The organism is Paenibacillus sp. M2 (assembly GCF_046713495.1).
Lineage (GTDB): Bacteria > Bacillota > Bacilli > Paenibacillales > Paenibacillaceae > Paenibacillus > Paenibacillus amylolyticus_B.
In genome coordinates, this window is sequence record NZ_CP169648.1 from 1,501,107 (window position 1) to 1,522,171 (window position 21,065).

Consider the following 21,065-nt stretch of genomic DNA (forward strand, 5'->3'; position numbering starts at 1 on the left):
TGGCTTTGAGGTGGCATAGCAGATATGCAAAAGACCGGTATACTTGCTGCATTAAATATGAAGTCGTTTAATATCATTCTTTTTTCGCTGGTAATTGTCTTCGCAGCAATCTATCTTCCGCTAGTCTCGGTTGTTGCACTCATAGCTGTGATTCTGCTGGGCGTTTATATTAAACAGCCCAGCTGGATTTTTATGATTCTCATCGTAAGTTTTTCTTTGTCCATTGACAAAATATTTAGCATTCATCTGGCAGGACTGGATTCGCTGTCCTTCTACAAGCTGGCGATTCTGGGTTTTGTTGTCTCTCTTTTTTTACGCTTTGGTATTCGCAAAGAGTTGATATATCCTGCACTGGCGATTGGTTTTTTATTTGTGGAGAGTTATTTTCTATCGGATCTGCCCAGTAAGGTTAGTCCGCTCGATCCATTCAAGGCCTTTCTGGGAGTCATTGTTCCTTTTTTGTTACTGATGCCCCATTTTTCAAGAGAAATCAGTCAACGAATTATACGTGTACTGGCATGGTTGCCGCTGTTCAGTCTGGCTGGTGGTTATATTCTGCAACTCGCCGGCATATTGTCCATTACTAACCTGGAGATGTCGGGTGTAACCCGGTTACAGGGAGCTAACATCGCCGCGCATCTGGCCATGTTGTGTTTTATCTCCATCTGCGTCTGTCTGATTCAGATCAAGCAAGGCCATCAGGTTGTTCTGTATTACATGCTTACCTTGACACATCTGGTCATTCTGGTCCAGACGGGAACAAGGGGGCCACTTATTGCGCTTATTCCGATTATTCTGGTCTATCTTTTTGATCAACTGAAAGCCTTCATCAAAGGCAGAGTCAGTGCCATTATTCCTCTCATTATGTTCGTTGTCGCTGTGGCCTATATGGTAATTGCGCAGTGGGACAATTATGAAATGAGGTCAGAGAGCAAAGGCCTGTCGGGAAGGGATGTAGCCTGGAATTATTTTATTGGCAAAGCAAATGAGTATCCGATCTTTGGACGTGGACTCGGCTCAACTCTTGTAGCAAATGATGGAAGTATTTTTTCTGGATTCGTTGTTCCTCATAATGAATACATTCGTTTTTATTACGATGGCGGGTTAGTTGGAGCCATCCTGTTATTTCTATCGCTGCTGCTGGTGTTTCGGGCTGTTTACTTCCGATTGGGCGGCATGATCAGGTTGTATTTTGCCGGTATGATTATCGGTTTCCTGACCTATTCCTTTTTTGATAATACCCTGTCCACGGTTCATCTGATTGCTCCATTCTGTATCTTCCTGAACGCGTTATATGCTACGGGAAATGGAGTTCATTCCAAGTCAGGGGCTGAAGCAGAAGTGGATATACAGATACAGCGAGCCAAGGACGTATCCTTTTCAAAGGAGATTAGAACATGAAGGTCTGTTTGATCAGTTCTACAGGCGGTCATTTTGATGAATTAACCAAAATTATTCCTGCGGTTGAAGAACATGATTATTTCCTGATTACCGAGAAGAATAAAAGCAGAAAAGTAGATTCTGCACAGGGCAAAGTGTACTTCTTAATGCAGCAAGAGCGTAAAAATGCGATGTTTTTGCTAATCTTTGTGGCTAATATTATAAAGTCGTTCTTTCTATATCTGCGTGAGCGTCCAAAGGTGATCATTACAACAGGGGCCGGTGCTACCTACCCTTTTTGCCTTATCGGTAAAATCTTCGGTGCCAAGCTGATTTATATCGAAAGTTATGCCAAAATCTATTCCTCCAGCGCAACCGGGAGATTGATGTACAAAATCTCGGATGAGTTCTTCATCCAATGGGAAACGTTGCAGGATAGCTATCCCAATGCTAAATACAGGGGGGCTTTATTTTGATATTTGCTATCGTTGGAACCCAGCGGTTTCCCTTCAATCGGATGTTTGAGCTTATTGATGAGGCGATTGAGTCAGGAATTATTGAAGAAGAGGTTGTTGCCCAATCTGGATATACCGAGTATCAGCCGCGAAATTTCACTGTGATTCCTTTCCTCACGCAGGAAGAGATGAATGAATATGTGGTGCGAAGCAGATGCATTATTTCTCATGCGGGTGTTGGCTCCATTACAAATTGTCTTGAACGTGGCAAGCCGGTTATCGTCATTCCACGCCGGAAAGAATGGGGCGAGCATGTGGATGACCATCAGCTTGAAATTTCCAAAGTTTTTCAGGATAACGGCTACGTGGCCGTCGCGGAGAGTCAGGCTGAATTGCAAAAGTTGGTTCCTTGCATAGAAGAGCTGACGTTCCAGCCCTATGTGAGAAAACAGTCTGATCTGATCTCATCCATTAAAAATTACGTGAATAGTCTGTAAGAGGAATGAAGATTAACCATGAAAAAAGGAGTCTATCATGAAACCAAAAGTATTGGTTGTTGGATCATCCTTGAAGGATATGGGCGGAATTGTGAGTGTCATCAAAAACATTGAGGATTCCTCCATCTCGGAAATGTATGCCATGCAGCGGGTCGAAACGTATATCACGGGCAGCGTGTTCTCGCGGCTGCTTATTTTTATACGGGGATTCATTCAATTCTGGATGAAACTGTACACGTTCAAGCCGGATATCGTGCATATTCATATGGCGAACAACGGGAGCTTTTATCGGAAGTCACTATTTCTGCTAACCGCACGAAAGTTGTTTCGAAAGTCAGTTATTTTGCATATTCATGCGGCCAGCTTTGATGATTTCTACAATCAATTTACTCTGCAGCGCAAGTATTGTCACTACATTCTGAATCAGGCAGACAAGTTGATTGTCTTGTCCCAGACGTGGAAAGATTACTTTGCTACGATTGTGCCGGAGACAGCGATTGAGGTTCTTTATAACGGGGTCTTTGTCAAAGAACCGTTTGTGAGAGAACAACAAACAGCTGTTAATGCTCTTTTCATGGGCAGACTGGGTGAGCGAAAAGGAGTCTACGATCTGCTTCAGTCCATTCAGCAATTGAAGGCGCTAGGCGTTACAGCTACCTTTAATCTGGCAGGGGATGGTGAAGTCGAAGAAGTCAAAGCAATCGTGCAGCAGTATGGAATAGAGGATCGTGTCAATGTACTCGGCTGGATTAACGGAGAGCAAAAGGAAAAGCTCTTGCGGGAAGCGGATCTACTGGTCCTGCCTTCTTATCATGAGGGATTACCTATGGCCATACTTGAAGCAATGAATTGTGGCTTGCCCATTATATCGACCACCGTCGGAGGCATCCCCGAAGTGATTACATCCGGTCATAATGGGCTGTTAATCGAGCCGGGAGATGTGCACGGGCTGACATCAGCGCTGGAATATCTCATTACAGATGAAGAGATTAGAGCAAGAATGGGTTCATATAACAGAGCAATTATATCGGATAAATTTGATATGAATCTTCTCGTAGGCAGATTGTCAGGAATATATGATGCACTTCAAGTGAAGGTATCCTAGTGAACAGGAAAAGGTGATGAAATGAACCCCTTGGTATCTTGCATCATTACGACCCATAACCGGGCCAATTTATTGAAAAATGCGTTGAGAAGTGTACGTGAGCAAACACATCCGTATCTGGAAATTTTCATCGTGGATGATGGATCAGAAGATCAGACGCCAGAGATCTGTCAGGCATGGACCCGGGAAGATTCACGGATTCGGTACATCCGGGTTCCATATCCCAAAGGAGCCAACCATGCACGGAATGTAGGGATATCCCAAGCCAATGGCAAGTACATTGCCTTCCTGGATGATGATGATGAATGGATGCCTGACAAAATAAAAACCCAGGCGGAAGTGCTGGAGCGTACACAGGAATCGTTTACCTTTTGCAGCAAGTATCTCGCATACACGAATGAGCAGCATCAGGTGGTCAAACGCAAATTGTCGGTGGAGCCTCGTGATGTTGTGCGGTATGAGGATCTGCTTACATTCAACTGGATTGGGGAAACGTCCAAAATCATGGTACTTACCTCACTGGCTCGTGAAGTTCGATTCGATGAAAATCTGACATCCGCTCAGGATTATGATTTTTATCTGCGCATATTGAAACGAGGCTACATCGCCGTGAATGTGAAAGAACCGCTGGTGGATATCAACATCCATAGTGGTCCACGAATTTCAACCTCTACAACGGCCAAGTACAAGGGCCAACGCAAGATTATATTAAAATACTACAACGATATGTCTAAGGAACAGAAGCGCCGCCAATTACATCATTATCGAATGCTCGAATGGTCGAGAAATACGCTTCGCAATAACGTTTATTTGAAAAAAGCACTGTCGCTGTATCCCTGGTGGAAAGATTGGGTGCTGCTCAAGCGTAATACGAAAATTATGATGCAAGGATTTTTGATGAGATTTCATGCAAGGCGCGCAGTTGGAACGTATACAGAGGAACCTGTGCGAATGAAACTAAAGTAAGAGGTGCCTGGATGGAAAATCCGACGGTGTATATGCTGCCCAAGATGATTGAGAACAATAAATTCAATGAGCTGTTATCCGATTCCATTGAGAACAAGGGATGGGAAGTAAAACAGTTTACCAAAAGAGATCTACTCAAACTGAAAAAAAATGATGTGCTTCATTTTCATTGGCCCAGCTTCTATTACAGAGGTTCATCCGTGCTGACAACAGTGATCAAATCGATTCTATATGTATTGATGATTTGTTTTGCACGTTTGCGCGGGGCCAAATTGTTTTGGACGGTGCACAACATCTGGCCTCACAACAGCGGTAAGACGCGCTTCGATTATTGGATGAGAAAAATACTGGTCCGAAACTGCTCCAAGCTGATTGTCATGGGCAAACCCCTGATCTCTGAGATTTGTTCGACGTTCGGGATTGACTCCAGCCGGATCGAGGTTATTCCGCATGGACATTACAAGGGAGTGTATCAGGGAAAAGGCGTGAATATCCGCTCCCGGTTTGGCATACCGGAGGATAGTTATGTGTATGCGTTCTTTGGTCAGGTGTCACCGTACAAGGGCGTGGATGATTTGTTGGAGGCATTCAAGGAGTTGGATTCGGATCAGGCCCATTTGTTGATTGCCGGTAAAAAAGTGAAGGACTACGATCTCGGTGAAGAATTTCTCGAGAGCGGACATATTCATACCCATTTTCATTTTATTGAAGATGATGAATATTCGGACTATTTTGATGCGGTCGATTCGATCATTCTTCCATACAAGCAAATTGCAACTTCTGGCAGTGCGATTCTGGCATTGACCTTCTGTAAACCGGTGGTGGCACCACGGATTGGCTTATTGGAGGAATACCTGCCCGACGATTGTGCGGTACTCTATGAACCTTCCGATCCGGATGGATTGCTTAAAGCGATGAATATGATCCGTTTAAAACAATCGGAGTTTCAGGAAGGCAGTGGTTTTGTCAAAGCGTTAGAGCGGCTGGATTGGCCAGTGATTGCCCAAAGGACACTTACCCTGTACTCCAGTTAGTGCAGATGAAAGGGTGGACCTAATTGAAAAATATGGGGATGAAATGATGAAGGTAACCGTCGCGATCTGTACGTATAACCGTGCACATGATGCGGTAGAGGCCATACGAAGTGCAATACAACAGAATTACGCAAGCAGCGACTATGAGATCATACTCATTGATAACAATTCAAAAGACAACACACGGGAAATCGTGCTTCAAACGATCTTGCAGCATGAGAACCATTCGATCCGGTATGTGTTGGAAGAAAAGCAAGGCTTGTCTGTAGCCCGTAACCGGGCCATTCACGAGGCGCGCGGCGAGTATATCCTGTTTCTTGACGATGATGCCTTTGCTTGCAGGGATTGGATTCGCCAGATCGTTAGTGTGTTTGAGATGAGTGAAACTATCGGGTGTGTCGGTGGCAAGATTGATCCGATCTGGGAAGTGCCTGAGCCAATGTGGATTCCACCGGAGAACAGGTCGCTATTCACCATTCTGGATTTTGCAGATGAAGTCACTGAAATGAAAAGCCCCTATATTCCATTTGGTGCGAATGTGGCTTTTCGTTTATCCGTCTTTGATCAACTGGCTCCCTTCCGTGAAGACCTTGGAAGAGTGGGAAACAATCTTCTCTCCAGTGAAGAGAGTGAGTTAATTGCAAGAATACGGACAAAGTTCAAGGTATATTACACGCCGTATGGGGCGGTACAACATAAAGTAGCCAAAGAGCGAACAACGAAGAACTGGTTTCTGCGCCGAATCTATTGGCAGGGTGTGAGTGATGCCATTCGTGATCAGGATCGTGGTGTTGTGCGTACGGCCAAACATGGCATCAAGCTGGCACAGGGGATCACAACTTCTCTGATCTACATTTATAATGCAGATCGGTTCACACGTCAGCTTGCCAAAGTATGTTACCGAAACGGCATGATTGTGGGGTCGCTTCGTCAAAACAGTAAGGGATGAGGATCGCTATGGCGCAAGTTGCACTTCGCAAAGTATTCAGAGGAAACGGATTAATGAGTGCCATATTTCAGACAAGTGGAACCAATCTGCTGGTCATGACACTGACGATGCTGTCTTCCATTTTGACGTCACGCATGTTCGGCGTAGAAGGAAAGGGCGCATTCTCAGCCATTCTGTTCTGGCCTGCGCTCTTAACCGGATTGGTTGGATTTGGACTACCCACTTCTATCATCTATAACATCAAACAGAGCGCAACCGAGAAGAGTGCACAGTATGTGCGGTTAAGCTTTCTTTTTCAAGTTCCGGTGTGCATCATCATTGGCATTGTGGCCTGGTTTGGATTACCTTTCTGGCTCTCCAGCTTTCCGCCGGAGGTCGTGCAGATATCCAGATGGTACACGATTGCTACGGTTCCTGTACTTATTGTCATCAATCTCATATCAGCCCTCTCGCAGAGTCGGGAGAAATTTGCTGTATATAATGGCATCCGGTTAATGATCCCCCTGTTTAATGTAGGTGGGCTTTTTGTGTTATGGGGCCTGGGCATGCTGAGCATTCAGCTCGCGGCTGCGATCTATTTTGTAACCAGCTTCTCCGTGGTGGCGTGGGCCATCTATGCCAACCGTAATGAATTGAGACTGAGATGGTTCAAGGATCGGGTGGACCGGAGCTCAGCCAAGAAGCTTTTTGGTTATGGCAGCAAGGTGTATGGCGTTGAATTGTTAGGAACGCTGTATACCCAGTTCGATAAAATCATTATTTTGGCTTTGCTCACCCCGCGTGATTTTGGACTGTATTCCGTCGTATTTGCCTTATCCCGAATCTATAATGCCGTTCAGACGGCGATTAGCAATGTTGTTTTCCCGAAAGTGACCGGATTGCCTCAAGAGCAGATTATTCGCACGGTTGGCAGAGCCTTCCGCATCTCGCTCATGGTCATGATGATCATTGTAATACCCACCATGTTTATAGGGAACTACCTGATGGGTCTTCTGTTTGGCTCCGAATTTTTGGAAGCAAGCGTCGCATTTTATATTTTGGCTGTGGAATGCATCATTGGTGGTGGCTCCTGGATTCTGGCATCCGCATTTAATGCACTGGGTCGGCCAGGGCTTGTGATGATCAGACAGTTGATTGCTTTATCGGTGACAGTGGCTTTGTTCTTTGTATTCACCCCGCTGTGGGGGCTCAACGGAATTGCGATTGCCTTATTGATCGGGTCCATTGTGCGAATGGTGGTTACTGTGGCCGCCATGAAAATTGTATTTAAGGTGAAGTTTGCCGCCATGTTCTATGACAAAGAAGATTTGCCGTTCCTCTATGAACGGTTAAACAAAAAAAGAAGAAGAGTCACCCAAGGAGGAGATGGAGATGCTGGGCACTAACAATATTCATCCAATGGAAGAGTTGAAGGGACATTTACGTCAGATTTTGAAGGTCATTCCACCGCGTACCGAAATCTATTATTTGGATTACCCGGTGCATAGTAACGGTGGCGACTTGTTGATTATGAAAGGTACTGAGGCTTTCTTCCGGGACAATGATATTCATGTACGTGCCAGATACAGCATTCTGGATTGCCCTTTGTCCCTCAAGGTTCCGGAAGGTATCACGATTGTGTTGCACGGGGGAGGTAACTTTGGTGATCTGTACCCTGCCCATCAGAAATTGAGAGAACGAATGATTGCCCAGCATCCGAATCATCGGATCGTCATTCTGCCTCAGACGATGTTTTACAAAAGTGATATTGAATTGAAAAAGACAGCCCAAGTATTCAATCGTCATAAGGATGTGCACTTTTTTGTCCGGGATACCTTATCTTATGAGATAGCCAGTAAAGAATTTCAACAAACAAATGTCTATCTGTCTCCGGATATGGCGCATCAGTTGTGGCCTCTTAAGTCCAAGAGCAAGCCTAGTGCAGAGATGTTGTATTTCTTCCGTAAAGACATTGAGAAAACTCAGAATCAGGTGCATTACGAATCCGTCAGTGGACCTAAGGCCACGTTTAAAGACTGGGAGACATTGTACAACCGGGTAGACCGGAAGATCATTCGCATGATTACATCCCGGTTAAAGTCAGGAAAAGGCAGCTCTTTCGCCCGCTGGTTGTGGTACAAATACTCTGATCGGATGGTACATACGGCCATTAAGGAATTCAATCAATACCAAACCATCACGACATCCCGTCTGCATGGACATATCCTGGCCTGTCTCCTGGATCAACCGAACATCCTGCTGGATAATTCATACGGCAAGAACTCAAATTATTATGCAGCTTGGACCAAGAGCAATCCGGCAGGCAGATTGGAGTCCAATCAGACCAGCGCATATAACAAACCAACCGAGACCGGCAAGGGAGCAAGTACGGTTGTGTTGTCGGATGGTGCAGCCCTATGAGAAGTATTCTGTTATCCGGCGGTTCTGGCAAGCGTCTTTGGCCGTTATCCAACGATTCCAGATCCAAGCAATTTCTTAAAGTTCTTCATGGGCCAGAGGGAAATCCGGAATCCATGGTACAGCGGGTATGGCGACAGCTGAATCATGCCGGACTTGCATCAGAGGCGCTTATCGCGACCAGTTTGCCACAGGTGGAGATTCTGACTTCTCAGCTGGGAGACGATGTCAGACTCGTTGTGGAGCCTGAGCGCAGAGATACGTTTCCTGCGATTGCGCTGGCAGCCTCCTATCTGTATTCCGTAGAGAGTGTGAGTCTGAATGAGACGGTTGCAGTGTTGCCTGTAGATCCCTTTGTTGAAAAAGAATTCTTCGAAGTGCTGGCAACCTTACCGGAGATGCTTGATAAGTCTGGTGCTGATCTGGCCTTGATGGGAGTTGTGCCGACGTACCCGTCAGAGAAGTATGGATACATCATTCCGCAATCCCTATCTTCCAGTGAAAATAACAATGAATACGTGAATGTAGCGAAGTTCCAGGAGAAACCCTGCGAATCCGATGCGGTCCTCATGATTGAGCAGGCCGCATTATGGAATTGCGGGGTTTTTGCTTTTAAGCTGGGTTATTTGATCAATCTGCTCATTGAGATGGAACTGCCGATCCAGTATGACGAAATGCTGAAGCAATACGGTAGATTGAACAAGATCAGTTTTGATTACCAGGTTGTCGAGAAGGCAAATCAGATTATCGCTATTCCGTATAACGGCTTCTGGAAAGATCTAGGCACGTGGAACACACTCACGGAAGAGATGGGTAGCTCGGTTGTAGGAAAAGGGTGGATTACGGGAGACTCCCTGAATACCCACTTGGTCAATGAATTGAACATTCCGGTTGCCATATTGGGATTGTCGGATGTGGTGGTCGCCGTGAGTCCAGATGGCATTCTGGTCAGTGACAAAGAAGCCAGCCCACGGATCAAGGAAATCTTGAAGAATGAGGATCAACGCCCCATGTATGAGGAGCGTAGGTGGGGGTGCTACCGGGTTCTGGATTACACAAGAAACGAAGCTGGCGGAGAGGTTCTCACCAAACGAATCTGCATCAGTGCCGGGAAAAACCTGAGTTATCAATATCATCTGCTTCGCAATGAGGTATGGACGGTTGTATCGGGAACAGGGGAATTGATTCTGGATGGGCGGAGCCGAATGATCGGGCAAGGAGATACGGTGATCATTGACCGGAGTATGCTTCATTCCGTCAGAGCCGTTACGGAACTGGAGATCATTGAAGTACAGATCGGCAGCCAGCTGATTGAGGAAGATATCGTTAGAGTGTCTACCGAATGGCAGGATATTGTTCAGACATATGTGAAGCACGCGTAACCAACACATTAGAACATGGGGGAGATTATGGAATGAATATTACGGTGATTGGCACAGGGTATGTGGGTTTGGTATCGGGCGTATGTTTTTCGGAACTGGGAAATAACGTGATCTGTGTCGACAACAATGTGGAAAAAGTGAATATGTTAACGGACGGTCATGTTCCGATCTATGAACCGGGTCTGAAGGATATCATGAATGCCAATATGAAAGCAGGAAGGCTGTCATTCACCACCAACATTCAGGATGCTATCAGTCTTTCGGATATCATCATTATCGCGGTGGGTACGCCATCCCTGCCTAATGGCGAAGCAAATCTGAGTTTTATTGAGCTTGTTGCGCGAGAAATAGGTTCTTATATGGATAATTATAAAATAATAATGACTAAAAGCACTGTTCCTGTCGGAACCAACGATCGTATTCAGGAATGGATCAGCAGTTTGACGAATCATCCATTCGACATGGCATCGGTACCGGAGTTCCTGCGAGAAGGTACCGCTGTCCAGGATACGCTCTATCCTGACCGGATAGTCATTGGGACACATAGTGAGCGGGCAGTCGCCACGTTGAAAGAGCTGCATCAGCCATTAACCGATCAGATTATTGTTACGGATATTCGTTCGGCCGAAATGATTAAATATGCATCCAACGCTTTCCTGGCAACCAAGATCTCATTTATCAACGAAATCTCTAACATCTGTGAAAAAGTAGGAGCAGATGTCAGCCGCGTTGCAGAAGGGATGGGCTATGACAGACGAATCGGTGCCTCCTTTCTCAAGGCAGGCATTGGTTACGGAGGTTCCTGTTTCCCTAAGGATACACAGGCTCTGATTCAAATTGCAGGTAATGTGGATTATGACTTCAAACTGCTGAAGTCCGTGGTGGAAGTGAACAAAGATCAACGCTTCAACGTCATTCGTAAACTGGAAGACGCACTAGGCTCACTCGAAGGAAAGGAGATTGCCATCTGGGGGCTTGCTTTCAAACCGGATACCGATGACGTTCGTGATGCTCCGGCGATTGAGATCATCCAGCGTTTGCTTGAGCAGGGAGCAGTGATTCGGGCATATGACCCCATCGCTACCGAGAACTTCCGCAAAGAGGTGGATTCCCCATCCATTACGTGGGAAGAGCGTGCCATGAAAGCGGCGGAAGGTGCTGATGCACTCTGCGTTCTGACGGAATGGAAAGAGTTCATGGAGGTTAATCTGACTGATTTGGCAGCACATATGAATCAACCCATCCTGATTGATGGAAGAAACATCTACGGAGAAGATCAGATTAAAGATACATCCTTCCAATACTACTCCGTTGGTCGTCCAGGTCTAACCAATATCGATGGAAGAAAAACGGCAGTCATCTAACGGAGGCCATAACATGAGACGCGGGATCAAAATAACATTAGGTGCCATTTCCCTTGTTGCAGTTGTCATGATTGGATATTCTGTGTACCTGTATTCGCATGTTAAATCAGCGGCGGATCAAATGTATGAACCCCGGGAACCCATCAAGCAGGTATCTATTGTCGACCAGCGGGGTGGGGGCGATTTCCCTGTGGACATGGAGAATGAAGAACCTTTTAATGCTTTGATCCTGGGTGTGGATGAACGTTCCAATGATCGGGGGCGCTCCGACACCATGATTGTATTAAGTGTTAATCCTGCGAAACAATCCGCACTTATGTTTAACATCCCCCGAGATACCAGAACGAATATTGTTGGTCACGGCACGGAGGATAAGATCAACCATGCCTATGCTTTTGGGGGCGTTAACATGTCTGTGCAAACGGTGGAACAATTGCTTGATGTTCCCATACATTACTACATGAAAGTGAATATGGAGGGCTTTGCACAGGTCATCGACATGGTGGGTGGAGTGGATGTGAATAACCCGTTTGCATTTGACTATGAGGGTTACCGGTTCGAGCAAGGGAATATTCATCTGGATGGTGAAGCTGCTTTGGGATTTTCACGGATGCGTTATGATGATCCGAAGGGAGATCTCGGGCGGAATGATCGCCAGCGGGAGATCATCAAACAAGTGCTGAAGAATACGGTCCAGGTATCCAACGTGTTGCAACTGGAGACGTTGCTGGACGAAGTCAGTGCTCACGTTAGAACCGACGTTACCTTTGATGAGATGAAGCAGATGTTCTCCAATTATCGTTCGGTACTGGATCATATTGAATCCGTTGAGATTAAAGGCACGGGCAAGAAAATAGACGGAGTGTATTACTATATCGTGGATCAGTCGGAACGAGACAGGATACATCAGATGATTGAAGAACATTCAAAATGATCGGATAGGGCGGTGAACCAGATGCGTATCTCCAGGCTAATGAAATTGTCCCTGATTGTGCTACTAATGTATATGCTCATGATACCGGCAAGTACAAATTATGTTCAATCAGCTCAAAACTATCAATGGCATAATATACCTATTGGTGGTGGGGGGTACGTTACGGGGGTGGTCATTCATCCGACTGAGCCTGATCTGGTTTACGCTCGAACTGACGTTGGAGGAGTCTATCGGTTGGATGCAGCTTCAGGAGATTGGATCCCACTACTTGATCATTTCGGAGATGAGGACAGCAATCTGTACGGCGTGGATGGAATTGCGCTGGATCAGCAAAACCCCAATGTCGTGTATATCGCTGCTGGGAAGTATGGGAACGTGGGGCCGAGTGATATTCTGAAATCCACAGATCGGGGAGAGACCTGGATTCGAACCGGACTTAATCTTCGGAATGAATCGAATGGAAATATCCATCGAGCCATGGGAGAGAGCATCGCGGTTAATCCCACGAATTCCAATTACCTGCACGTGGGTACACGATATGATGGATTGTACACTTCCAGTGATGGTGCAGCCACTTGGAGCAAGGTATGGGATGTACCTAGCGGGCTGTCCGGTGAGGGAATTCGGAGTGTAGCATATGGATTGAATCCCGTGACCAAGCAAGGTCAAGTTGTGTATGCGGGGGTTCGCGGCATTGGTGTGTATAGCAAAGCACCAAGAAGCAATGGTCAGACCACTTGGCAACTTACCGGGAGAAGCCCCGAATATCCTGCGCGTATGACTGTGGCGAAGAACGGGACGTTGTATGTGACCACGGATAATCAAGGCGTTTACAAGTTCAATGGTGTGCAGTGGACGAATATAACACCCAGCTCCAGTTACTCATCTTATTATGGAATCACGATTGATCCCAATAATGATAATCACATCCTGGCAGCCGTTCGAACAGGCGGTGATAATCTGCCACTGTATCGTTCCGTTAATGGCGGACAGAGTTGGACAACAGTGAGCAAAACGCTGGTATCCAAACCGTCATGGTGGACACCCAACATGTTTTTCTCAGCGACATCCAGTATCAAGTTTGATCCGCATAATCCGGGTACCGTATATGCTACAGACTGGTTTGGCGTGTACAAAACGGAAAATATCAATGGTACCAATGGATTGACTGGCAATACAGCGAGTACTTGGGAAGCCATTACCGATGGTCATGAAGAAGTCGTCGCACTCACGGCATCCACACCACCTCAGGGTGTTTCATTCTTCAGTGGTTTAACGGATCAGGTCGGATTTAGACATGAAAATGTAACCGATGTTCCTCTTAATAAAATCCCGCTCGCGGGTATGCGAGAAATTGTAAGTATTGACTATCACGAAGCAAATCCGAATTACATGATATTTCTGGGAAGCAGCGACTGGTATGGTACGACCACACGTTTATTTGTCTCTTCCAATAATGGAGTTACCGTAACTCCAATGAATGTTCCGGCTGGCTCCAAACTGGGGAGGGTCGCCTACTCGGCCATTAATCCGAATGTAATTGTTTATTACCCCCAGACCGGTAATCCGGTCAGAAGCACGAATCGTGGCGCAACCTGGCAAAATATGAACGGTGCCCCTTTTCAGGCTATCGGGGGGAATATGGTCTTTGCCTATAATCATCCACTGGCTGCCGATCGCATCAATGGATATAAATTTTATATGTATGCTGCTGGTTATCTGTATCGCTCAACGGATGCAGGTGCCAACTGGTCCAAAGCCAATGCGGTTCGCCTTCCTGTTAATACGGATATCAATACAAGCTCCATTAAAGTCGAGGCTGCACCTGGTGTGGCGAATGCCGTATGGGTAAGCTTGGGAACTGATGGACTATATGCATCGACCAACTCGGGAAATACATTTTCCAAGATCCAGAGCGTACAGAATTCCAAATTATTTGCCTTTGGAAAGGCTCAGCCAGGCAAATTGGTTCCAGCCGCCTATGTATATGGCACCGTAAATAATGTGAAAGGATTCTTCCGTTCAGATGATATGGGGGCAACCTGGAACAATATAGGTCCTTTAGGTGATGGAATCGGGCTGGGCAATGAACCGCAGATTATGGCGGCAGACCGTCAAATCTATGGTCAGGTATATGTAGGTACAAATGGCAGAGGCATGTATGTTGGATCAATAGAATAACGATAGAGATATGAAAGTGGTGAAGATCAAAATGATGGAGGAGGGCTCCGGGCGTACGAGACAAAAGCATGTACGAAGAACGTATGGATTTCTCATTGCTCTGCTGTTGATTGTGATCTGGATTCTGGTCATCTGGTCCATGTCCACGCAATCCTCTCAACAGCAAGACATTCAGCCTTGGCTTCATAAATGGTCTCAAAAATTGCACATCGGTTTTACACTTCCTGATGTGCAATTCACTTATGGGGAGTATGAGTATTCGCTGAAGCAGCGGCCGTATGATTTTGCAGAGTTCGTCTTTCGCAAGAGTGCGCACTTATTTGTATACGCTGTGCTCGCTGTGCTTGTGTACGGCGGGCTGCGGTACAGAAGAACATCCCTTGTGACTAGTATCGTTTCTGCTCTGGCTGTGGTGTTTGTCATAGCCTCCATTGATGAGTATATTCAGCAGTTCAGCCCGGACCGGACAAGCTCGATACGTGATGTTGGAGTAGACTTGCTTGGCGGCTGCTGTGGGATTGCCATATATGCAGGGCTTCAGTCCATGATCCGAAGGATCAGAAAGGGAAAGCGTACTTCCATTCGCAGCGAGTGATTTCCCAGGAAATTAGATGTATCGTTCAACTTCTACTTGTCTGCCATCCATCATAAGTATGGAGTAGGACAAGGAGGATTGGACATGCTGCGAAGAAGGAACCGCAATGCTTTGCTCAAAAAGATCGGGTTCATCACGATCATTGTATTATTGCTGTGGTTGATTGCCAGAACCATTCCGTATTTGTTTCAGGCAGATACAACGGATGAAGCTGCTGCTGTTGCCGAAGAGTTTTACAAATATGAGCAGACGGGTGACTTCGGCAGTTCATGGGAACTCTTTCATCCTCTGATGAAAGAGCGGTTTCCCAAGAGTGCTTACGTACAGAACAGAGCACATATATTTATGCAGCATTTTGGCGTGGAAACCTTTGAGCTGGAGATGGATAAGCCGGAGCGCGAGTTCGATGTAACCGTGATCGATGGCGTTAAGCCATTTTCTGAAGCCTACAGAATCCGGGTCACCCAGAAGTACTCAGGTACCTTTGGCCAATTCGATATTGTGCAGACCTGTTATCTGGTAGAGGATGGCGATGAGTGGACCCTACTCTGGTATTATCCAAATCAGAAAAATGAGGATGCCTCGCAGGTCGACAATAGTGACTGATCAGGAAATGATATTAACCCATACATTGAACCGAATTGTATCATTTACCTAACATGAGACTCCATAAATGCGAGACTTTTGTCGCATTTATGGAGCTTTTTTTGCGTTTTTCTTGTTTTTATGGCGGTAAAGCCTTGACATTAGTCTCGGTGTCAAGTAAATTACGAGGTAGATACAAAATGTATCAATTTTCAGCGTCTAACGACAAATAACAAGGACTTCTAAGCTCCTTGTGAGGGGAAGGAATATCATTGATCGAAACGGGCCGCTTTTACTGTGTCAGTTGTGGGATGATTGTGTCGGTCACTAGAAGCTCTGTCGAAATGAAGGAAGAGGGCAATGGAGGCAATCACGTATTTCGCACCGGATTCTACCGGAGTGAAATGCCGCTTGGATGCTGTGAAGCGTGTGTAGTTGAAGCGAAACGTCAGGGGAAATCCCAGTTTGCGGGACAATATACTAAAGATTATGATACACTATGTGCATATGAGAAACGGGCATGAATGATATGCTCGTCCATGAAGGAGGGGATTGAATGCAGCAGGAGCCGGTCGTCCGGATTCAGGGCGTCAGCAAGATCATATCCTCCCGATCATTGGTCAGCGACCTGACTCTGGATATTTCTCCGGGGCAGGTTTTTGGTTTTTTAGGACCTAATGGCGCGGGAAAAACAACGACGATTCGAATGATGGTTGGACTGATGTCCATCAGTAAAGGTGACATTTTCATCTCGGGACACAGTGTGAAGAATGAATTTGAGAAGGCGGTAGCCCAGGTAGGCGCTATTGTGGAAAATCCGGAAATGTACAAGTTTCTGACCGGGTACCAGAATCTCGTTCACTTTGCCCGCATGTCGCCGGGAGTTACGAAGGAACGTATTGCGGAAACAATTGAGCGTGTGGGGCTCACAGCCCGTATTCACGATAAGGTCAAAACCTATTCACTGGGCATGCGCCAGCGTCTGGGGGTCGCGCAAGCGATATTACATAAACCGAAGCTGCTTGTACTGGATGAGCCGACCAATGGTTTGGACCCACAGGGTATACGGGAACTGAGAGATTATTTGCGTCAGCTCACCCAAGAGGAAGGCATTACGGTCTTTGTATCCAGTCATTTATTGTCGGAGATGGAGCTGATGTGTGATACCGTAGCCATCATCCAGAACGGCAAGCTGATTGATGTAAGAAACCTTCGGGCTGAAGCAGGTTCGGATGCATTAATCGAAGTTGCTTTTGAGCTGAATGATGCTGATCGCGCTGCGGATCTGATTCAGGGTGCTATCGTACAGGGCAATGTCCTGGTGGTACGGGTGTCTCGTGAGCAGATTCCGGATATCAATGCCAAGCTGGTTAGCGAAGGGGTTCAGGTATACGGTATTCGTAACGTGACTCACACCCTGGAAGAACAATTCTTGCAGGTCACTGGGGGTGGAGGCATTGGGTAGTTTCGGTAATCTGATATTGAATGAGAATATGAAAATTTTTCGTCGTCCCCGTACCTGGATCATGTTATCGATTCTTGCGCTGATCTCGCTATTAATGCCAGTGTTACTGCGAGAAGGCATGGGATCCAATGAAGTTTTGTACTGGGAAGCAGCTGTAACGACCATCCAGATTACGTTTTTCCTGAACACGATCTTCTGTGTCGTGATTGCAGCGGAATCGGTCGCGGGCGAATTTACCTGGGGAACCATTAAGCTATTGCTGATCCGCCCATGGTCACGAAGCAAAGTTCTTGCTTCCAAATATCTGACCGTCGTTGGCTTCAGTATTGTCAGTACATTACTGGTCATTGTGATGGCCATGCTAACGTCGTATATCCTTTTCTCGCATGATGCTCCGGGAGGAAGCAGTAGTCCAGCTACGAATGCTCTGACGTTATGGGGATATTTGTACGTTGATCTGTTTATTACGCTTGCGATTGCCTTTATGGTGTCGTCCGTATTTCGTTCAGGTGCACTTGCGATTGGATTATCCCTGTTCATTATGTTCTCACAAAGTATCTTCTCACTCATATTCAATCCGGTCCGTTATGAGTGGGCCAAGTATGTCCTATTCAACAACATGGATCTTAGCAAATACATGACCTCCGGGGCGGATTTTGCGCTAATGGGTGGTCCAAGTGCAGGAATGACACTGGGTTTCTCCATTGCAGTTCTGGCGGTGTATTACGTTATTTTCATGGTGATTTCCTGGGTTGTATTCAGCAAAAGAGATGTGGCAGGCTAACGCCTGCTTCTTTTTTTTGCTCCAATACTGTTTTGGAAAGAAAAAAAGTGTATATTCAGCATCGCCTGTGGCATGACTGTCATTTAAGGGTACTAGTATCATAAGTAAATGACTAGATATACATATGAACGCCGCAGTCACTTTGGCAGAGCAGCGCATGGAGGGATTACGTTTCTTGATAAATAACAAGTTCTACCGCATATGCACAGCGATAATTCTGTTGCTGCTCATCGTGTATCTGGGGGAAAAAGTGAACTTTATTTTCAGCCCCCTGACCTCACTGATTCACATCATCATCATTCCGCTGCTGATTGCTGGTTTCTTCTATTATCTGCTGCGTCCGCTCGTCGATTATATGGAAAGGCATAAGATTAAACGTGCATTGTCAGTTCTGATTATTTATGTCGTAATTGCATTAATACTTGCAGGTTTTAGTGTGCTTGTATGGCCTTCCCTGCGTGAACAATTGATGAATTTCGTGGAGAATGCTCCAGCGTTGGTTACTTCACTCAGCGATCAGTTGAATGCACTTGAAAAGAGCAATTTTGTATCCAGATACCTGCCTGATGATTCCAATCTATTCTCACGTTTATCCGATGTTCTGAGTCAAGGGATCACTCAGGTAACCGATTATGTATCCGGGTTATTCTCCGTGGTATCCAATCTGGTTATTATTCTGGCAACGTTCCCGATCATGTTGTATTACATGCTCAAGGAAGGCAGCAAGTTTGGAACGAATCTAACCTTATTGTTGCCAAGACATTATCGGAAGGATGGGGAAGAAACCGTCCATGAGATCGATGAAGCACTAAGTAACTATATTGTTGGCCGGGTTATTGTTAATGTGGCCTTGGGGATTCTGATGTACATCGGTTTTCTCATCTTAGGTTTGCCTTATGCTTTGCTGCTGACCGTTGTATCCATCATTCTGAACTTCATCCCTTATGTGGGGGCTTTGCTGGCAGCTATTCCGGTTGTCATTGTTGCGTTTATTGAATCACCTTCGATGGCGATCTGGTCCCTGGTCATCATTGTAATCGCACAGCAAATTCAGGATAACCTGATCTCACCTTATGTCTATGGCAAGCAGCTTGATATTCATCCACTGACTACCGTTATCCTGTTGCTCGTGGGTGCTGACCTGGGAAATATCTTGGGTATGATCATCGTGATTCCCCTATATATGATTCTGAAAATTATAGTTCGCAAAATCCATTATCGGATTGTCGAAGATAAGACTGAAACTTAAATGGAATTTGAAATACAACGCTGTCATGTGCCACTACTAATGTTTGTTATTGAATCACATCGATAAGCTCAACAGGATAAGCCGCATATCAATGGTGAAGGGTCAGGTAAGTTTACCCTCGCCATTGGTATGCGGCTTTTTTTCATCCATATTGCTCACTCATGTTATATCTGTTATACTTGATATATAACAGATAACAAAAAAGAAGGTGAACCCTTGATTATTCAACTGGATATGCAATCCGAACTTCCCATCTATTCGCAACTTGTTTATCAAATTATTGAAGGCATTGCTAGTGGTGAGTTACAGCTAGGTGAGGCGTTACCTTCGGTTCGGAATTTGGCCGCAGATATCGGTGTTAACCTTCACACCGTCAACAAGGCTTACACACTACTCAAGCAAGATGGATACATTCTGGTTCATAGACAAAAGGGAGTTGTGGTAAACCCTGATGGAATGCCAGATTTAACAGATGATTTTTTGAAAAAGCAGCAAAGAGAATTAAGACCGATTATTGCGGAAGCGATATGTCGCGGAATGACCAAAGAGGAACTATCTGCAGTGTTAGACCAAATGTATGATGATGTGAGGATGGGTCACAACAAAGAATAAAGAATCAAGGGAGTGTGTTATGTATGCAACTATTTAGTATATTGCCTATCATTTTAATCTTTGCTCCATTAGCCTTACTGCTATCCTTTGCACCTTATGTGACAAGGGAAACAATCAGCTTTGGGGTTACGGTAAGTCAATATAATTATTACACACCAGTCTTACGTAAGCTCCGGAGAACGTTTGCTACAGTAAGTCTGATCGGAAACGGGTTGATTATTCTTGCCTGTCTGTATATACTCCGATCTGCCAATGAAGAGTCTACCACGATGATCACCGGTGTTTGCACAATGATATTCATTGTGTACTGGGCCGCACTACACATATTATTTCATTTCAAGATGAAAAAGATAAAAGAAACACTTACAACTGTAGAAGTACCTCAAAGGGTTAAAATCGATACCACCTTCCGCCAAAATAAACTCACCTATTCCAACTATTGGTTTCTCGTTCACATGGCTATTATTGTAGCCATTGCGATCATTACAATCTTGAATTATAACGCACTACCTAACGTCATTCCGATGAAATATGATCTTCAGGGCAATGTCACTTCCAGTGTGCCCAAAACCTACCTTTCAGTATTGGCTATTAACCTTGTACAGCTAGGAATCATTGCACTGATGATGTTGGTGAACTGGAGTATTAAAACAAGCAAACAACAGCTTACTCCATCTAATCCTGCCCAATTTGCTGCTGATCATATCCGATTCCGCCGTAAGTGGTCCCTATTTACGATCATAACAGGTTTGCTTCTTACCATCTTATTTGCCTTCATTCAGATCAATATGTTCGTTCCTAATCAGGTCTTGTTAACAGCGATTAGTCTGATCACCTCAGTGGCGATCTTATTAGGCGCTATATTGCTGTCTCTTACAGGCAGACAAGGCGGTGGAAAAATTAGGAGCCATCAGGAAGATCGCGAACGGTCCAAGGAGCAGCCTGTGAATGACGATGAATATTGGAAACTTGGTTTTATTTACTTCAATCCCAAAGACCCTTCTTTTACCGTAGAAAAACGTTATGGAATAGGTTGGACGATTAACTTCGCTCGTCCACTATCTTGGGTTCTAGTGTTATTCATTATTGCTATTGTTGTTTTAAGCAGAGTTCTGAGCCAATAAATGCTCA

At 45.4% G+C, this 21,065-nt stretch carries 21 protein-coding genes; all 21 read left to right on the forward strand.

Annotated features, from left to right (window positions below):
* Positions 1–24 precede the first annotated feature (24 nt).
* The 21 genes from ACETMN_RS06720 (at position 25) to ACETMN_RS06820 (ending at position 21,058) form a co-directional block, all read left to right on the forward strand.
* Positions 25–1,401 (forward strand): O-antigen ligase family protein, encoded by a 1,377-nt coding sequence (locus ACETMN_RS06720; protein ID WP_091015441.1) that lies wholly within the window; start codon positions 25–27, stop codon positions 1,399–1,401.
* Positions 1,398–1,856 carry a PssD/Cps14F family polysaccharide biosynthesis glycosyltransferase gene (gene pssD / locus ACETMN_RS06725; protein WP_036611329.1) on the forward strand — a complete coding sequence of 153 codons (459 nt, stop codon included), beginning with the start codon at positions 1,398–1,400 and terminating at the stop codon, positions 1,854–1,856. The genes ACETMN_RS06720 and pssD overlap by 4 nt, the downstream gene beginning before the upstream one ends.
* Positions 1,853–2,332, forward strand: a complete 480-nt coding sequence (gene pssE, locus ACETMN_RS06730) for a PssE/Cps14G family polysaccharide biosynthesis glycosyltransferase (RefSeq protein ID WP_091015440.1) — start codon at positions 1,853–1,855, stop codon at positions 2,330–2,332. The genes pssD and pssE overlap by 4 nt, the downstream gene beginning before the upstream one ends.
* A gap of 37 nt (positions 2,333–2,369) precedes the next feature.
* Positions 2,370–3,437: a glycosyltransferase family 4 protein gene (locus ACETMN_RS06735; protein ID WP_091015438.1), complete on the forward strand. Its 1,068-nt coding sequence runs from the start codon at positions 2,370–2,372 to the stop codon at positions 3,435–3,437.
* A gap of 21 nt (positions 3,438–3,458) precedes the next feature.
* Positions 3,459–4,403: a glycosyltransferase family 2 protein gene (locus ACETMN_RS06740; protein ID WP_091015437.1), complete on the forward strand. Its 945-nt coding sequence runs from the start codon at positions 3,459–3,461 to the stop codon at positions 4,401–4,403.
* Between the two features lie 11 nt (positions 4,404–4,414).
* Positions 4,415–5,437 carry a glycosyltransferase gene (locus ACETMN_RS06745; protein ID WP_091015436.1) on the forward strand — a complete coding sequence of 341 codons (1,023 nt, stop codon included), beginning with the start codon at positions 4,415–4,417 and terminating at the stop codon, positions 5,435–5,437.
* A gap of 46 nt (positions 5,438–5,483) precedes the next feature.
* On the forward strand, positions 5,484–6,386 hold the full coding sequence (locus ACETMN_RS06750; protein WP_105597659.1) for a glycosyltransferase: 903 nt from the start codon (positions 5,484–5,486) through the stop codon (positions 6,384–6,386).
* An 8-nt stretch (positions 6,387–6,394) separates the two neighbouring features.
* Positions 6,395–7,771: a lipopolysaccharide biosynthesis protein gene (locus ACETMN_RS06755; RefSeq protein WP_091015432.1), complete on the forward strand. Its 1,377-nt coding sequence runs from the start codon at positions 6,395–6,397 to the stop codon at positions 7,769–7,771.
* Positions 7,758–8,786, forward strand: coding sequence for a polysaccharide pyruvyl transferase family protein (locus ACETMN_RS06760; RefSeq protein ID WP_091015431.1), 1,029 nt, complete (start codon positions 7,758–7,760; stop codon positions 8,784–8,786). The genes ACETMN_RS06755 and ACETMN_RS06760 overlap by 14 nt, the downstream gene beginning before the upstream one ends.
* A complete protein-coding gene (locus ACETMN_RS06765; protein WP_091015429.1) occupies positions 8,783–10,165 on the forward strand; it encodes a sugar phosphate nucleotidyltransferase in 1,383 nt (460 codons plus the stop codon). Before ACETMN_RS06760 ends, ACETMN_RS06765 begins: the two co-directional genes overlap by 4 nt.
* Before the next feature lie 32 nt (positions 10,166–10,197).
* A complete protein-coding gene (locus tag ACETMN_RS06770) occupies positions 10,198–11,529 on the forward strand; it encodes a UDP-glucose dehydrogenase family protein (RefSeq protein ID WP_091015428.1) in 1,332 nt (443 codons plus the stop codon).
* 13 nt (positions 11,530–11,542) lie between these two features.
* The gene (locus tag ACETMN_RS06775) at positions 11,543–12,463 is read left to right on the forward strand and encodes an LCP family protein (RefSeq protein WP_091015426.1); all 921 of its coding nucleotides are present in this window, start codon (positions 11,543–11,545) and stop codon (positions 12,461–12,463) included.
* A gap of 39 nt (positions 12,464–12,502) precedes the next feature.
* Positions 12,503–14,644: a hypothetical protein gene (locus ACETMN_RS06780; protein ID WP_143786498.1), complete on the forward strand. Its 2,142-nt coding sequence runs from the start codon at positions 12,503–12,505 to the stop codon at positions 14,642–14,644.
* Positions 14,645–14,654: 10 nt separating this feature from the next.
* On the forward strand, positions 14,655–15,239 hold the full coding sequence (locus ACETMN_RS06785) for a VanZ family protein (protein WP_091015422.1): 585 nt from the start codon (positions 14,655–14,657) through the stop codon (positions 15,237–15,239).
* A gap of 84 nt (positions 15,240–15,323) precedes the next feature.
* Positions 15,324–15,845, forward strand: coding sequence for a hypothetical protein (locus ACETMN_RS06790; RefSeq protein WP_091015421.1), 522 nt, complete (start codon positions 15,324–15,326; stop codon positions 15,843–15,845).
* A gap of 290 nt (positions 15,846–16,135) precedes the next feature.
* Positions 16,136–16,348 (forward strand): hypothetical protein, encoded by a 213-nt coding sequence (locus tag ACETMN_RS06795; RefSeq protein WP_411735928.1) that lies wholly within the window; start codon positions 16,136–16,138, stop codon positions 16,346–16,348.
* Positions 16,349–16,380: 32 nt separating this feature from the next.
* Positions 16,381–17,289 carry an ABC transporter ATP-binding protein gene (locus ACETMN_RS06800; RefSeq protein WP_192133078.1) on the forward strand — a complete coding sequence of 303 codons (909 nt, stop codon included), beginning with the start codon at positions 16,381–16,383 and terminating at the stop codon, positions 17,287–17,289.
* Positions 17,282–18,073 (forward strand): ABC transporter permease, encoded by a 792-nt coding sequence (locus ACETMN_RS06805; RefSeq protein WP_091015416.1) that lies wholly within the window; start codon positions 17,282–17,284, stop codon positions 18,071–18,073. The genes ACETMN_RS06800 and ACETMN_RS06805 overlap by 8 nt, the downstream gene beginning before the upstream one ends.
* A gap of 175 nt (positions 18,074–18,248) precedes the next feature.
* Positions 18,249–19,322, forward strand: a complete 1,074-nt coding sequence (locus ACETMN_RS06810) for an AI-2E family transporter (RefSeq protein WP_091015415.1) — start codon at positions 18,249–18,251, stop codon at positions 19,320–19,322.
* A gap of 216 nt (positions 19,323–19,538) precedes the next feature.
* The gene (locus tag ACETMN_RS06815; protein WP_091015413.1) at positions 19,539–19,934 is read left to right on the forward strand and encodes a GntR family transcriptional regulator; all 396 of its coding nucleotides are present in this window, start codon (positions 19,539–19,541) and stop codon (positions 19,932–19,934) included.
* A gap of 23 nt (positions 19,935–19,957) precedes the next feature.
* Positions 19,958–21,058, forward strand: coding sequence for a DUF1648 domain-containing protein (locus ACETMN_RS06820; RefSeq protein WP_411735929.1), 1,101 nt, complete (start codon positions 19,958–19,960; stop codon positions 21,056–21,058).
* Positions 21,059–21,065: the final 7 nt, after the last annotated feature.

Coding starts and splice junctions, on each gene's coding strand:
- ACETMN_RS06770 (WP_091015428.1), top strand. CDS start 10,198: ATGAATATTACGGTGATTGGCACAGGGTATGTGGGTTTGGTATCGGGC.
- ACETMN_RS06765 (WP_091015429.1), top strand. CDS start 8,783: ATGAGAAGTATTCTGTTATCCGGCGGTTCTGGCAAGCGTCTTTGGCCG.
- ACETMN_RS06755 (WP_091015432.1), top strand. CDS start 6,395: ATGGCGCAAGTTGCACTTCGCAAAGTATTCAGAGGAAACGGATTAATG.
- ACETMN_RS06800 (WP_192133078.1), top strand. CDS start 16,381: ATGCAGCAGGAGCCGGTCGTCCGGATTCAGGGCGTCAGCAAGATCATA.
- ACETMN_RS06775 (WP_091015426.1), top strand. CDS start 11,543: ATGAGACGCGGGATCAAAATAACATTAGGTGCCATTTCCCTTGTTGCA.
- ACETMN_RS06745 (WP_091015436.1), top strand. CDS start 4,415: ATGGAAAATCCGACGGTGTATATGCTGCCCAAGATGATTGAGAACAAT.
- ACETMN_RS06720 (WP_091015441.1), top strand. CDS start 25: ATGCAAAAGACCGGTATACTTGCTGCATTAAATATGAAGTCGTTTAAT.
- ACETMN_RS06780 (WP_143786498.1), top strand. CDS start 12,503: ATGAAATTGTCCCTGATTGTGCTACTAATGTATATGCTCATGATACCG.
- ACETMN_RS06740 (WP_091015437.1), top strand. CDS start 3,459: ATGAACCCCTTGGTATCTTGCATCATTACGACCCATAACCGGGCCAAT.
- ACETMN_RS06735 (WP_091015438.1), top strand. CDS start 2,370: ATGAAACCAAAAGTATTGGTTGTTGGATCATCCTTGAAGGATATGGGC.
- pssD (WP_036611329.1), top strand. CDS start 1,398: ATGAAGGTCTGTTTGATCAGTTCTACAGGCGGTCATTTTGATGAATTA.
- ACETMN_RS06760 (WP_091015431.1), top strand. CDS start 7,758: ATGCTGGGCACTAACAATATTCATCCAATGGAAGAGTTGAAGGGACAT.
- ACETMN_RS06790 (WP_091015421.1), top strand. CDS start 15,324: ATGCTGCGAAGAAGGAACCGCAATGCTTTGCTCAAAAAGATCGGGTTC.
- ACETMN_RS06785 (WP_091015422.1), top strand. CDS start 14,655: ATGAAAGTGGTGAAGATCAAAATGATGGAGGAGGGCTCCGGGCGTACG.
- ACETMN_RS06750 (WP_105597659.1), top strand. CDS start 5,484: ATGAAGGTAACCGTCGCGATCTGTACGTATAACCGTGCACATGATGCG.
- ACETMN_RS06795 (WP_411735928.1), top strand. CDS start 16,136: ATGATTGTGTCGGTCACTAGAAGCTCTGTCGAAATGAAGGAAGAGGGC.
- ACETMN_RS06820 (WP_411735929.1), top strand. CDS start 19,958: ATGCAACTATTTAGTATATTGCCTATCATTTTAATCTTTGCTCCATTA.